General features: G+C 40.0%; 17 protein-coding genes. All 17 read right to left on the bottom strand.

The genetic code is table 11. The features are described from left to right. Nucleotides 1-61 precede the first annotated feature (61 nt). Nucleotides 62-466 (bottom strand): winged helix-turn-helix domain-containing protein, encoded by a 405-nt coding sequence (locus B5E79_RS03270; RefSeq protein WP_241147437.1) that lies wholly within the window; start codon nt 464-466, stop codon nt 62-64. A 44-nt stretch (nt 467-510) separates the two neighbouring features. After that, nucleotides 511-1,341 (bottom strand): class I SAM-dependent methyltransferase, encoded by an 831-nt coding sequence (locus B5E79_RS03265; RefSeq protein WP_087296941.1) that lies wholly within the window; start codon nt 1,339-1,341, stop codon nt 511-513. A 376-nt stretch (nt 1,342-1,717) separates the two neighbouring features. Beyond that, nucleotides 1,718-2,125: a winged helix-turn-helix domain-containing protein gene (locus B5E79_RS03260; RefSeq protein ID WP_087296940.1), complete on the bottom strand. Its 408-nt coding sequence runs from the start codon at nt 2,123-2,125 to the stop codon at nt 1,718-1,720. Next, entirely contained in the window at nt 2,119-2,517 is a 399-nt protein-coding gene (locus tag B5E79_RS03255; RefSeq protein WP_087203362.1) for a GntR family transcriptional regulator, read from the bottom strand. The genes B5E79_RS03260 and B5E79_RS03255 overlap by 7 nt, the downstream gene beginning before the upstream one ends. Before the next feature lie 67 nt (nt 2,518-2,584). Then, a complete protein-coding gene (locus B5E79_RS03250; RefSeq protein ID WP_087203361.1) occupies nt 2,585-3,196 on the bottom strand; it encodes an SdpI family protein in 612 nt (203 codons plus the stop codon). Further along, nucleotides 3,183-3,479: an autorepressor SdpR family transcription factor gene (locus B5E79_RS03245; protein WP_087203360.1), complete on the bottom strand. Its 297-nt coding sequence runs from the start codon at nt 3,477-3,479 to the stop codon at nt 3,183-3,185. The genes B5E79_RS03250 and B5E79_RS03245 overlap by 14 nt, the downstream gene beginning before the upstream one ends. Before the next feature lie 33 nt (nt 3,480-3,512). Beyond that, entirely contained in the window at nt 3,513-3,719 is a 207-nt protein-coding gene (locus tag B5E79_RS03240; RefSeq protein ID WP_087203359.1) for a DUF1648 domain-containing protein, read from the bottom strand. A gap of 41 nt (nt 3,720-3,760) precedes the next feature. Then, a complete protein-coding gene (locus B5E79_RS03235; protein ID WP_087203358.1) occupies nt 3,761-5,359 on the bottom strand; it encodes a hypothetical protein in 1,599 nt (532 codons plus the stop codon). Then, a complete protein-coding gene (locus B5E79_RS03230) occupies nt 5,313-6,062 on the bottom strand; it encodes an ABC transporter ATP-binding protein (protein WP_087203357.1) in 750 nt (249 codons plus the stop codon). Before B5E79_RS03230 ends, B5E79_RS03235 begins: the two co-directional genes overlap by 47 nt. Before the next feature lie 130 nt (nt 6,063-6,192). Beyond that, nucleotides 6,193-7,086 carry a conjugal transfer protein gene (locus tag B5E79_RS03225; RefSeq protein WP_087203356.1) on the bottom strand — a complete coding sequence of 298 codons (894 nt, stop codon included), beginning with the start codon at nt 7,084-7,086 and terminating at the stop codon, nt 6,193-6,195. Between the two features lie 15 nt (nt 7,087-7,101). Then, complete coding sequence (locus tag B5E79_RS03220; protein ID WP_087203355.1) at nt 7,102-8,109, bottom strand: bifunctional lytic transglycosylase/C40 family peptidase; 1,008 nt, start codon at nt 8,107-8,109, stop codon at nt 7,102-7,104. Beyond that, on the bottom strand, nt 8,106-10,250 hold the full coding sequence (locus tag B5E79_RS03215) for a CD3337/EF1877 family mobilome membrane protein (protein ID WP_087203354.1): 2,145 nt from the start codon (nt 10,248-10,250) through the stop codon (nt 8,106-8,108). The genes B5E79_RS03220 and B5E79_RS03215 overlap by 4 nt, the downstream gene beginning before the upstream one ends. Continuing rightward, on the bottom strand, nt 10,250-12,697 hold the full coding sequence (tcpF, locus tag B5E79_RS03210; protein ID WP_087203353.1) for a conjugal transfer ATPase TcpF: 2,448 nt from the start codon (nt 12,695-12,697) through the stop codon (nt 10,250-10,252). The genes B5E79_RS03215 and tcpF overlap by 1 nt, the downstream gene beginning before the upstream one ends. Then, complete coding sequence (locus B5E79_RS03205) at nt 12,684-13,073, bottom strand: conjugal transfer protein (protein WP_087203352.1); 390 nt, start codon at nt 13,071-13,073, stop codon at nt 12,684-12,686. Before B5E79_RS03205 ends, tcpF begins: the two co-directional genes overlap by 14 nt. A gap of 107 nt (nt 13,074-13,180) precedes the next feature. Further along, nucleotides 13,181-13,684, bottom strand: a complete 504-nt coding sequence (locus B5E79_RS03200) for an antirestriction protein ArdA (RefSeq protein WP_032547215.1) — start codon at nt 13,682-13,684, stop codon at nt 13,181-13,183. A 17-nt stretch (nt 13,685-13,701) separates the two neighbouring features. Further along, nucleotides 13,702-14,199, bottom strand: a complete 498-nt coding sequence (locus B5E79_RS03195; RefSeq protein WP_087203351.1) for an antirestriction protein ArdA — start codon at nt 14,197-14,199, stop codon at nt 13,702-13,704. Then, nucleotides 14,174-14,410 (bottom strand): hypothetical protein, encoded by a 237-nt coding sequence (locus B5E79_RS03190; RefSeq protein ID WP_087203350.1) that lies wholly within the window; start codon nt 14,408-14,410, stop codon nt 14,174-14,176. The genes B5E79_RS03195 and B5E79_RS03190 overlap by 26 nt, the downstream gene beginning before the upstream one ends. Nucleotides 14,411-14,425 lie beyond the last annotated feature (15 nt).

The raw sequence follows: 14,425 nt of genomic DNA, 5'->3' as shown, positions 1-14,425 counted from the left end.
AAGAAATCAGTTCAATAGATAAAACCGTAGCGTGCAGATCACAATGAATTGTGAAATACAGCTACGGTTTTTCTTCTTCGCTGAATTTATATCCCACACCCCAGACAGTGATGATATATCGTGGATTGTCTGGGTATGGTTCTATTTTCAGTCTTAACTTTCTGATGAATGAGGAAAGATTGCTTGCGTCTGGTGCATTGTCATATCCCCACACATTTTCGTAAATCTGTTCCTTAGTGAATACCTGTCCTTTGTGGCTGGAAAGAAAATACAGTAGGTCAAATTCTTTAGCGGTTAGATGTATTTTATTTCCTTTGTCATCAGTAACGGTACGAGTAAAAGGATTTATATTTAATCCTTTTACTTCCTGCTGTATAATCATAGGAGAAGTACGTAACTGTTTAGAGAGCAATTCGATTGTTTGAGAATATACATTTTCCTCATTATCAGAAAATTCTATAATCAATATTTTCCCATGTATATCACCCCGCTACAATTAAAATAGTTCTGCTATTTGCGTGCTAATATACACATGGTAGTGTCTGTTTCTTTGTATACTTTCCCTGCAATATTTCCCCAACATTCAAATTCTGTGAAACCAGCCTCTTTTAAATCTTTTTTCAATTCTTGAAGCGTAAATGTATGCTCCCAAATATTGAAGTATTCAATATTATTTTCAGTAGAAATTACGTATTGATTTAAGAAAGTGTTATATTCATCATAACGATAAAAAGAATGTAATACCAAGCATAATTCTTCAGTCCAAAATCCATTTTTTTCAACATTCCATTCTCTAATTTCTTTGACATCAATATACTTTTGAGGAGTAAACACATCAAAAAGGAAAACTCCATTTGGCAATAACGCTTCATAAATCTTAGAGAGAATTTTTTTCCTTGTGAAAGTAGATAGTACCCCAAAATCACAGTAAATAAGTGAAATTAAATTATAACCATATTCAAAGGAGAGTTTCGTATAATCACCGCACTGATATTCAATATTAAGCATTTTTTGCAAAGCGGATTTTTTTGCAAAGCGAATAGACCTTTCCGATAGGTCTACACCTTTAACATTATAGCCCTTTTCAAAAAACAGCTCGCTATAAATCCCTGGCCCACATCCTAAATCTAATAAATTTGGATATTCTGTTGGAGGAAGTATACGAGCAATCCACTCTACGGATTGTTTTACAAAATCATAATTTCTAGTTGCGGAGTCTAAATTTTTATTCAAGTGGGCTTTTAACATATTTTTTGAAATGTACTCATCATTCCACATATTTTTTTGACTTTCTTCAAACAACTCCGGCTTTTTACAAATAATAGAAAATATATTTTTCATAATAAGCTATCCTTTCAATTTTATATTACGGTAACTAAAAAAACTGTGGAAATTCCCACAGTTAAACTAATTTAATATTATTCGTTTTCTGTGGAAATTTCAGATAATCAATTAAAGCACAAAAACAAAATCTGCTCGAACAGATTTTAAAATATATGCAATTCATGATTATTTTGATTTTTCCACGTTTCATTTATGTTACCGATTATGTAACATCAAATGCGCCGGATTTCATCATCTCCTTTGTAGTTACCGTGACTTTATTATATAATATTTCATTACTAAAGTACAGAAATTTTAGCAGAAAGGGAAGCCAAGAAATCAGTTCAATAGATAAAACCGTAGCGTGCAGATCACAATGAATTGTGAAATACAGCTACGGTTTTTCTTCTTCGCTGAATTTATATCCCACACCCCAGACAGTGATGATATATCGTGGATTGTCTGGGTATGGTTCTATTTTCAGTCTTAACTTTCTGATGAATGAGGAAAGATTGCTTGCGTCTGGTGCATTGTCATATCCCCATACTTTCTCATAAATCTGTTCTTTTGTGAATACCTGTCCTCTGTGTATGTATAAAAAGTATAATAGGTCAAATTCTCTTGCAGTCAGATGAACTTGACTGCCGTCTTTATTTAACACTTCACGGGTGTAAGGGTTAATAGATATATCTGTGATTTTAAAATCCGCTAATGTAGAGGTATCATTCAATTTTTCCAATAGACATTTTAATGCCTGTTGAAGCAAGTCAATTTCTTTATCAGTAAATTCTACAACTAACATTTTCCCATAATATCACCTGCTTCCACTGTATCTAAATAATCATTAAATATTTGTAAAAATTCTTTATGTGAATACCCTAAATGTTCCATATCTGTAATTAAATTGCAAATTAGTTTGTCGGCTATCATTATTCTTATTTGCTCAATTTTCTCAGAAACACAATAATTATTTGTGCGATTGGAATATATTACTCCATTATTTTTTAGCAGACGAAAAGCACAAACTATTGTATTTGGAGAAACACTATACTTTTCAGCATACGACCTCACACTAGGTAGTGGAGTGTTGGCTTTCATACGAGTCAAAAAAATATTGAACTGAATGTCTTGTGCAATCAGTCGATATTTGCATTTTACACCAGCAAACTCGTTTTTCAAGGATTTCTTTTCCATTTACCACCACCAACCTTAAACAAGTATAAATATCAATTATCAAATATCCCATAAACAATTATTTATATTAATTTTTGCGGTTAGCATTTCTTACAAATAAAGAATAAATACATACAACTATAATCCAAGAACCAATACCAAAGATGAAAATTACGTTATTGTTTGGAACAAATAGAACAAGCAAACATTGGATAATACCAAATGGAATTGCTGTATATCCTGCAAATCTATGTGTTTTTTGCCAGCATAATTTATCTTTTAATATCCAAGGTAATTTAAAGCCTATACGACTACGAAAAGGCATTTGTGGTAAGAAATTACCTATCAAAATCATCAAAACGCCAATGATAAGTATAACTACTTTCAAATAATCAATTTGAAAACCTTTATACTTTGCTATGATTGCAAAATAGTAAAGAAATATTCCAATCCCCAAAAGGTTCAAAACAACCAATGTAATTTCATTTCTCACTGTATCATTGCTTCTTGATATTTTTTGCGGATATAGTGATACAAATGCCAATATTAGGAGAATAACAAAAACAACTCCAATGAAAACCGCTCGAACAGGGCTTTGCATAAACAATGTAATTTCACAAGGAATGTTTTCATATAGGATAATTGTTCCCACAATGAAAATAATCAGCAAAAGCATATTTAAATATTTAAATATTTTCATTTTCACTATCCTCTTTTCCAGTTGCTTTATTGTCAAAGAAATCCAAAAAAGCACCTAATGTTGTTTGTAAAACAGAAGCGTTAAGGGAGTAAGTAACCGACATACCTGTCCGCTCACTTGTTACTAATCTTGCTTCTTTTAAAATATCAAGATGTTTTGATATAGCAGGTTTTGATATTGTAAAATTTTCGGAAATCTCCTTTGCTGTCATGTCGCCATTTGCAAGCAATTTTAAAATTTGTCTTCGTGTGTCATCTGACAGAGCTTTAAATACAGTAGTCATTAATGACAGTCCCCTTTCTAAATCTTACTGTATTCATTTTTTCTTGTGGGTAAATTGATGATAGATTAAATATGGAACAGGTGTAAGTAATAGAATAAAATATTTACTTGCATACCAGCCAGCATCTCCATTAGCGTCAAAATGGAATGGTATCTTTTCTGGGAGAAAAAATGTTGCCACAAGCAAAACTATAAATGTCCCAACCAATAATACAGCAGTAATCAAATTCTTTTTACTCATAATTCATTCCTCCTTTATTAATGAGTATATATGAAAGGTCATTACTCTCTATTTGATGTAATACCTTTACACACAAGAAATATCAAAGCAAGCAAACTGCATAATGTAAAACATATAATTGCGTACACTGGCAAATTTTTTTGTAGCATTTTAAAAATGACGAAACAAAAACCAATCGAAATAGAGATACATATAATAATGGATAAAATTACATTAATATTTTGTTTAATTGCTTCTGTTTCGTTCGTCCAGTCTAATTTAGGACGCTTCATATCAATAAATACTCCGATTAAATTCCATAAGGTAACAAATAAAGTGCCAATCATAGCAATCCAAACCGTTTGCATAAAACTATAATGAAAATAAAACTTAAATATTAAGCAATTCATTATAATTCCAGCAATAGATATACTTGTAGAAAACAGAAATTTTGCAAAAGCCTGTTGCTTTATTGAATAAGGAATAATTTCAGCTATCCAGTAATTTGCACCTTCTCTGGAGAAACTACTTGATGCGATCACATTAATAGAAGATGTAAATATAACCACCACAAGAGCGAACAATACAGCATAAATTGAAAATTTTGGAGTTGTTATCAGCGTTCTTATTTGTTCTATACTATCAGCGGTACTAGTTATGCGAAAAGACAAAGGCAATAAAAACGGTGTAATAAGTGTCCCAAATAATCCATTTATTATATACATTGGATTACGAAAAAATATTTTGTACTCTTTTATCAAATAACTTTTTAATTTTGCTGACGAATTAAAAAGTATCTTATTTTGTTTAATACTTGCTTTGCTGTTGTAGATAGTAAATTTATTTCCTATTATGAAATTGCACATATAATAATATCCTACAAAGGAGAGTATCGAAAAAATAATGCAGGATAATTGTAGAGTAATAGGTAAAGCGATATATTGATTAAAAAACGGAAACGGTACAATTACCTTATTCAACCAATTTGATAAATCTTGGTCAGCACTCATAGACCAATTTATAGAAACTATTCCGTAAACAATTATTCCTATTAAGTATATAACTATTCCACTAACACTTAAAATGACTTTCTTGCCCTTGCAAATCATAGAGATTTTTAAACAAATAGTAACTATGATTGCCAGCGGAAGCAGTATAATATGCGGTAGTATTATTGCAGTAGAAAGATAAGTAATGAGTATAGAAGCATCTTTCATATATTGAGTTTGAATTATACATATCGGTAATAAAATTAGTATTTCTATACTATAGCAAAAGAGTGTTGCTATAAGGTATTTGCTAGTAAAAATATCAGAGGGTGGCATAGGGAACATTTGAAACTGTTCGATATCTTTTGAAAAACAAAATGTATTTATCAGTAAAAATATGCACATTACTGTCAGTAGAACCGCTATTCCGCAAAACACAAGACGGAAAAATACAGTGTTCATTCCTAAATCTACTAATCCAAGATAAAATTGCTCTATCATTGTAAAGTAATAATAATAAATCACACCTACAATACTTAAGATAAAACAAGTAAGTACAATCGTATAAAAATCCATTCGTTTTTTAAACTTGTATCGAGCATTTAAAAAGCTGAAATTTATCTTACTAAGCGTTTTGCTCAGTCGAGCAATTTTTATCCAATGTGTCATCATTAATCACCTCTCTATAAATGCTTTCCAAAGGAATATCAAGAGGATTATTTTTAAATGTAATTGTTTTCTTAATACTACCCGATTGCATTATAATAATTCTGTCACAAAGGTTCTCACACATTTCTAATATGTGAGTAGAAAACAAAACAGACTTTTTACTGTTAGTTCTAGATTTTATAATTTTTTTTAAAACTTGAACAGCTTCTACATCTAAACCTGTCATAGGCTCGTCTAACACCCATAATATAGGGTCATTAACTAGAGAAGATATTATAGCAATTTTTTGTTTTGTTCCATGCGATAATTTCTTTATGGGCTGGCTTAAATATTTTTCCACTTGAAATTCATTAATCAATGGAATATAAATTTGCTTTCTGATTGTAGCAGGCACTTCGTACATATCTGCAATAAAATTCAGATATTCATTTCCAGTAAGATTATTGTATAAATCATGATTGTCGGAAACATAATTTATTATCTTTTTATATTGCAAAGGGTGTGTATCTAAAGAATAATTTTCAAGAGTAATTGTACCTTTTTCAATAGGTAATAATCCTAAAATTAATTTTAGCGTTGTAGTCTTTCCTACACCGTTTTTACCTAACAATCCCACTATTTCTCCCTCTGAAATATAAAATGAAAGATTATTCAGAATAGCCATGTGAGGGTCGTAATGAAATGAAAGGTCAGAAACCTGTAACATAGAAAACACCTCTTTCCACCATTTAACCTTTTGGTTAATAGGTTAATTTTAATATATACCTTTACCCGTGAAATGTCAATAGAAACATAGGCACTCTAAATATTAGAATTAGTGTGCCTATGTTTAAATATTAATCTATGATTTTCCAGTTGATATCCTTTTGAAGCGTCAGCTCATACTGTGATACCTGTGTCGCCTTTGTCTGATTGTCAATGAACTTCACCGCTACGCTCACTTTCACATTGTCGCCGTCAGCCGTGAATACAGGATTGACAAGCTCGGAAAAGAGATAGTCCCCGTTTATCGGTTCAAGAGCATTTCCCTCTATATAGTAGGCAAGCTCCTTGTCCGTTGCGGTAGGGTACAGCTTAAAAAATGTTTCCAGAAACGCCGTAGCGTCATTTACTGTGTCAGCGTCCACACTGTTGTCTGCTTCCTGTGCCTTTGGCTCATAATCAGATTTTTTCATAGCAGGAGCGAGGGTTGGGTTCTGGATAATCACCATATTCCCGTCAGCGTCCACATGGACGGTCACGGTATAGGTTTCTGATACGTTCCTTGTCTGGTCGCCCTCTTTGATCTGCTGATCTACTTCGTAAGTAACAGAAAAAGTGTTCTCTCCAGACTGTTCCACTTCCCAGATTAGCACGTCTGTGACTGTGGAGCTGGTCGGTATATCCGTCCTCACGGTATCAACATTCAAATCCTGCAATTCCTGTGTCAGATAGGCATTAATAGCCTGTGTCCTTGCTTCGATAGCTTCCTTACTGTTGCTCCATGTATAATAGGACTTCGCAAAGTTCTTCACGAAATTTTCTATGCCGTTGGTGTCATTCAAGCGGAGCTGTATGGTTTCTATCTCATGTGTGGTGTGCTGGTCGATAGCGGTAAAATTCTTATACACACCAAAGCTCACGCTTGCGATAAGCACCACCCAGAGGGCAATGACGGACTTCTTATGCGTCCCCACTTTCATAGTACGGACTTTCTTTTCCTTTATCGGTTTTTCTTTCTTCTTGAACATGATTTCCATTCCTTTCTATTGCTTAATTCTTCCAGCCCCTATCAAATGCTGTTGCCAGTAGGAGCTTGTAAGGTCGGCGTAGCCTATCGGGTCACCAGCATGGTACATCTGGCTGTTTCCCACATAGATACCGACGTGAGTTACATATGTTCCTGCATTGTAGGTACTGTGGAAAAATACCAAATCCCCAGCCTGTGCCTGTGAAAGCGGGATATGCTGGGTAGCGTCATACTGTGTCTGTGCCGTTCTCGGTAAGGAAATGCCTGCCTTGCCATAGCACCATTGAACCAGCCCCGAACAGTCAAAAGAAGTGTTAGGATTGCTCCCGCCGTACACATAGTCCCAGCCTTGATATTTCAGAGCTTCGTTCATTATCTTCTGTGCCAGCTCGCCTGATACTTGACTGACGGTAAGATACTGGCTGACAAGCTCCACATAGAACATATTCCCGTACCCGTAACGCCAGCCACCATTGCGGGCGACAGCGATAGGGTTCGTGTAGGTGACTTTCTTCCCCCCAGACTTGTCACGGGCGAAATTCTCTGCCAGCGTAAAGCTGTGCTTTTTCCCGTTGGAAGATACATAGCCAATATAACCACCGCCATAGTTATAGGACTGTACCACGACGTTTATATCCTCTATGCCTTGATTTTCTGCTGAAGAAAGCAGGGACGCAAAATACTTGCACCCCTGCTTGATTGAGCTTTCTGTATCAAGGGAATTAGGCGGTAAGCCCATACTCTCGGAACTCTGCATAACGTCCTCGGCTGTCCCGCCACTTTCCACCTGTATGATTGCCAGCAAATAGGGGACATACTCGGATATGCCGTATTCTCTGGCGTATTTCTCCACCATAGGCTGATGTTTCAAGACTTCTGCGGAGAGGTTCATTCCCGTTACCCATGAGGAAGAGCCACCGCCCCCGTCGTCGTCCTCGGCACTGATAAGCACACCAAAGAAAAGCACTATCGCAATGAGAAATGGAAACAGACTGCCGATAATGGCGATATGTCTTAGCTTCATTTCTTACGTCCTTTCTTTTCCGTGGTGTTTATGGTCGCTTTCTTGATATTTCGTTCTTTTCTGGTGGTCTGTCGGTTCAGCTCTACACCATTGAGCCTTGTCCCGTGTTTCTGTAATACAGGTTCATCAGATTTTGAAGCCAGCGGACGCTCCTTGACGGATTGTAGCGTGGTCGGCTCGGTATGTACCTTGTCAGTGCTTGTCCCATCAGAAGTAGCAGGGCGTTTTTTCATATCCTGCATGACAGGTTCACGTTCTTTAGAAGCGGTGACAGGTCTTTCATGGGGACGAGTAGCTCCTGTTGTCGCTGATCCGTCCGCTGTTCTTCCAGTCTGCTTTGCTTCCTGTGCCTTTTGAAGTTCCATACGTTTGTCAGCGATATTCTGTCTATGCTGTTGGAGCTTGTCGGCACGCTCACTCTGTCTGGTTTCCTGTCCCAGCACAATGCCACGCTTGAAGTCGGACACATTTTCCTTTGCCTTTTCCTTAGCGGAGTGCAGGGCATAGGCGGTCTGTGTCGGCATATCCTTGATATTCTCCTTGACAGCCGTTGCCTTGTCCTTGACCTTGTTTTTCGTATCGAGTACCGCACCTACGGCTGAACCAGCTCGGCTTCCGAAAGAAGCGTTGTCACGCTTGCGGGTCGTGCTGGCATGAGATTGTTTACTGCCAACACTGGATAAGACAGAACCAGCCATTGCCCCCGTTCCAGCACCTACCATACTTCCTTTTCCGACAGCTCTTACCAATCTGTTTTCCATACGCCTAGCCCTGTGTCGCATGAACATATACGGGCGACGGAATATCCTGCGTCCCATGCTCTGGCTGTCCCCAGCGTTGAGAGAGAACATGCTCATAAGGTCGCCCAGCTTTATGTAGATACCCGCAAAACATACTATCTGCAAGAACGCAATCATAAAGAACGGGTAATCGGTGGATATGTTGTAGAACATACTGGAAATACTGAAAGCCACCGTGACAATGAGCGTTATTCCCGCCCTCGTCATAATCGTATTAAACACTCGGACGATTGCCTGTTTCGCCATGTTCTCATAGCTGGGTATCATGGAGAGCAAGAAGCTAATCGGCAGGAACATAGCGAAAATGATAAATAGTATCTGGGAAAATATCATCATGCCTGTAAGCAGGAAAACGAATATCGTTATCCCCAGATTGAAGATAAGCAGGAAGAACACCATTCCCAGACGGTTAACGACCTGCGGTATTGTCAGATAATCATTGTCGTTATCCTCGATTTCCGTTTTCACCACGTCCTCACGGGTCGTCCCGTCCTCGGCAGAGGGACTAACTGATACTAGAGCTTTCACACGGTCAGCCCCGATTTCTTCTATATCGCTGTTGCCAAATTGCAGGAGTAGCCACGGCTGTTGTACCTGTATGGAGAACAGGCTGTCCCTTATCAAGTCCACGCTGTCTTTTCCTTGACTGTTGCTGTCTGGGAGCATGATTTTTGTTCCTAAATCCAACGAAGCCGTGGAAATATCCGAAGAAAAGTCATTGATTTTCTTGATATAGTCGGGAGCATAAGCGATAAAGGAAGCGGACACGATAAACACCACAACGAAGTTGATAACAGCGTGGAGTGCCTTGCTGGTTTCTCGCTTTATCAGTCCCGTGTAGGCAACGTAGATACCTACAATAAGGATAATGAGAAGCAGGAAGCCCACATAGAAGCCTGTGCTTCCAAAGCCGTTTTCTGTCACACCTGCCAATGTCTGTATGCTTTTTCCGATACTGTCTGCCATGTCGTTAATAAAGTCCAGCTTATACGCCTGCTGGACGACGTACCCCGTAGCATTGCTCAGATACAAGCTGATTGTCCAGATAAAATTAGTGATACAGTACAAGCCGTACTGCACACTCTTTCCGATACCGTCCAGCCAGTTCCACGGAAGCCAGCCCCAGCTATTGTCCACATAGAAGTCAAGCTGATAGTTTTCCAGCGGGTACTGTGAATACAGGTTGTCCGCATTGACCGTATCATCTACCAGCCCCGTGGCATGAGCCACCGTACCGAGCAGGGAGAGGAACACGACAGAGGTAAAAATGACTATCAGAGCAATCTTGAAAAAACGAAAGAGCTTCTTTTTTGTCAGAAGCCCCTTTATCCTATCTTTCATCACTCCACCTCGCTTTTCACGGGCGGTCTGGTATCAAAGGCGTGCAGTAATTCTTCAAAGACTGGGTGTATCTGCACCACGCCCACACGCCCGTACAAATCTTGAAGCAGGCATTGTCCGTTCTCCAAGTCACGAAGCCTTTTCTGGTTGTTCTCGTCGTCCTTGTCGATACCGAAAAATTCAAGGGTCTGCTTTATCTCGTTGATGTCGGTACTTCTAAAGGCAAACTTCAAGCCGATATTGTTCTTTAGGCTCTCTTTGGACACGTCCCCGGAGCTTTGCGTGACGAAGTACACACCTGCCTGCATAGCACGTCCCGCACGCACCAGCTTGTTCGAGAGGGTTTCGCCCTGTGCCACATTGAGGAACGCCCACGCTTCATCAAGGTCAACGATTTTAAAAATGCTTCTGTCACTGTGGATAAAGTCAAGGGCAAAGGTACTAATGACAATCAGCATAGCCACGGATAGCAGTTCTATGGTCGTGTATTCCTCAAAGGTCGTGTCCTTGTCGGGTAATATCAAATCTGCCACCTGTATGATATTGAGCTGGTTATCCAAGCTGATAGCGTTAGACACCGAACCGTCAGAGAACAGCAGATGTGCAAAGTCATAGTCCGTAAAGCTGTCGATATGGTCGGCAATGTTGCGGGCAATCGCCGTGTCCTCTCTGCGTAGCTCGTCTATCACATGGAGTAATCCTCGCTGATCGCTCTGGGTCACGGCTCGCACCGCTTTTCTAAGGACAGGGAACTTCTCACCGTCCCTAGAGGAAATCCCCGTAAGGAATGTAAGAATGTCTATTGCCAGACTTTCAGCGTCTTTTACATTCTTCATAATCACGAACGGGTCAAGAAGCCCTGCATTTTCCTTATCGCTGGTAAGGTTTACGATATTGATTTCATGGGCTATCTCTGGAAGTGTTTCTTTCCAATTGCCACGCTCGCTCTTAGGGTCGAGAATGACCGCTTGCCCGCCGAACAGAACGGAATAGTAGACAATCAGATTGTTGCAGAATGATTTTCCACCGCCAAGACTTCCCACAAAGGCAGAAGCCAGAGCGTTTGTGACCGTACCTTTCACGCCTTGACTGGCAAGAGAGGGTTGCAGATATACATTTCTTCCTGTGTCCACGGAATAGCCGATATAGATACCTGTATTCTCGCCAAGCTGTTGTGTCGCACCAAATCCAAGCCCTGCCAAGAAGTCGGATTTCACATACTGCACATAATCATTGATATAACGCTTGCTGGCAGGAAGAAATTCAGAGTGAAGCCCCAGCATATCCCCAGCGGGACGAACTAATTTTACATTGAGGTCGTCGTAGAAGTCCTTGACCTCATCACAGCGTCGTTTCAACTCGTCAAGGTCGGGAGCTGACACACGGATAACGTAAGAAAGTTTATACATACTTTCCTTGCTCTGGTCTAAGCCAGTTTCCAGCTCGTCCACGCTGTCCAGTGCGTCCACCACATTTGAACTGGTTTCGCTTCCAGACTGATAGGCGTGATTGTCCAAGTCTTTCAGCTCTTTCTTTTTATTTCTCACAGTGGAAAGTGCCTTACGGTTGCCGACGATTTCCACGTTCATGCTTGTGTCCACGGGAAAGGTGAACTGCTGTTGCTGGAAGTAAAATATCTCACTGGACGGAAAATCCAGCTCGCCCACAATGGCATTGACGGTAAAGTAGGACACGAAGCTCTCGCTGTCCTCATGTTCCAGACGCAAGTATCGCTGGCTTTCCTCTATCAGACAGCGGGTAGGACGGATAAGGTCGTACTGCTTGATAAGCGTTGCCTTTTTCAGCTTCTTCTTTGGAAGCGAATACTCGTAGTCCTCATATGCCACGCCGTCCCTGCCGTAGATATGCTCAATCAGATAGCCGAAGTCGTTCTTATCCAAGCGTCGGAACTTGAAACGGCGGGAGATTTTATTTTCCAGCAGTTTTTCCATTTTCATGTAGCGGTTGATTTCATCATCTGGCATGGAGATAAAGTCATTCATCAGCGTGTGGTTGACCTCGTTCAAGAACTCCTTGAACGTCATAAACGCCGATTTCTTCACACTCTCCAGACTGACCTTTTCCTCGGTCACAATGAGCTTGAAGCCGATAAAAAAGCGGTAGTCCACTTGATTGTCCCCAATCATGGAAACAAGGGCTTCTGTCTGTTCCTCTATCTTCTGTATCGCCACATCACGAAGTCGCCCCGTTACCAGCTTCTTTGACTGCTCCTGTATGCTTCTTATGGAACTTTCCGTGGCTATCTGCAAGGCGTGTATCTTACCCTCACGGGACTGTGCGATAAGCTGACGGAAGCTGTCATGGACGATAAATTTCTGTTCAGCCGATAGAAAGCTGTAATTGTACGGTATCAGCTCATAGTAGGCGAATACCTCATTGTCCTTGTTCCAAACAAGGTTGTTGTCGATATACTTAATCGGGAACATACATCACACTCCTAACCGCCGTGACGGGTTCGCTGAACACTTCCTTTTCCAGCTTCACGGCTTTTCCTGCATAAGTGGTCTTAGGTCGCAGAGCAAATGTAATCTGCGATTTCAAGAAGCTGTAAGGCTTCTTGCCGTCAAAGGTCTTTTGGCTCATAAACCATGTGAGGGCTACGGGAATACCGAAATATTTCAAAAACGCTCCCTCGATAAGCGATAACGGCGGTAAGTCCCCTAAGAGAATGACGGCAAACTCCGTAATGACAAACCACGTTATCTGGGTAAAGGTAACGGGAAACGGGAGAGTAAAGTCATTGATTGCGTATAAGACTTTCTCCACGTTCCAGATACCCGTATAGGATTTAATCTTTTTCATTGTCCAGCTCCTTTCGTTGTAATGGAAAAGGACAGTCCTTTTCAGACTGTCCTTGTTAGAAAAAGCTGACAGTAGCGACACTTCCTGTCGCTGATCTGCCAGCTCCTTTACTTGATTTCACACATACCATATCTTGTCTGAATGAAATATCCCTCGATTTCCAAATCCCTGCCGTATGCTTCACAATCTATGTAGTATTGCAGGCTGGACGGTATCTCTCCCAGAGTGTTCAGCTCATAAGCAAAGTGATACGCCACATCTGCCATAGTTTCACAGCCAGAATAACAGCAGATACGGTCTAGGTTGTCTGCCAGTTCTTCCAGACTTCCAAAATAGGAAATGAAGTCGTCCAGTTGGTCTAAAACTTCCTCTGGAAAATCCTGTATCGTTTCATACAGCCTGTTCAGTTCCTCGATTGATGTATATTCATTTACATGGCATGGGAAATTTTCAGTGTCATGGATTGCGTATTCTTCATAATTGCCGTTTAGTCCGATACGTTCAGCGATTTCTTCCTCATTCAATGGGAAATGAAACCATGCTCCCGTTGAACCGCCCTCAACATAGACACCAAGATTTTCAATAAAGACTGCCATATCGTCAAGTGCCATAATATGCCACCTCTTTTCTACGGTAGCTCATAGATACCGTGGTCGGTTGCCACAAAATGTCCGTTGTCGTCAAGGTGCTGTCCGTAGGCTTCAAAATCGAAATAGCGGGTGAAGCTCTCACTAAGGGCAGTAAAATCCGGGTCATTATTCATAATGTGGCGGGCAACATCCGTCATGTTCTTACACCACGAATAATGAATAATGTCGTTTCTGTATCGGTGTAATTCGTCAAGGTCAGTGAAATAGCACATCAGCTCCGCATAGTCCTCTTTCAAGTCAGAGGGTAAATTTTCATAGGTATGGTATAGGTCATTGAGCTTTTCGACAGTGGTATCTTCCTGCACTTCATCAGCAAAGGGAAGCTCCTTGCCCGTGATATAGTAATAGTCCGTATCTACATCAATCCCCAGCAGTTCTTCCACCTGTTCTGTGTCGATAGGCAGGGTGAACCAAAAGGCTCGGATTTCTCCGTCTGTCGGTTCTCTGGCTTCAATCTGCACACGCATTTCTTCCATGTTTCATCACGTCCTTTCTCGTCAACGCTTCCTGTATGACGGCGTAAGGCACACCGAATACATAGCGTGAAAAATCTTCTAACTGTTTCTTAGGGTAGTCAGACAGGCAAAGGCGTTTCATCTCAAACCAGACCGTACGCTTGTAATAGGGCAGGTCGGAAAGATACGGACAGCCGATTTTTGCCTGCATATCGGTAAAAATATCTTTCAATCAATCACTCCAATC

This window comes from Massilimicrobiota sp. An134, from assembly GCF_002160815.1.
Classification (GTDB): domain Bacteria; phylum Bacillota_I; class Bacilli_A; order Erysipelotrichales; family Coprobacillaceae; genus Allocoprobacillus; species Allocoprobacillus merdigallinarum.
Note: the sequence above shows the minus strand (reverse complement) of the source record. Positions and strands in the feature narration are given on the sequence as shown.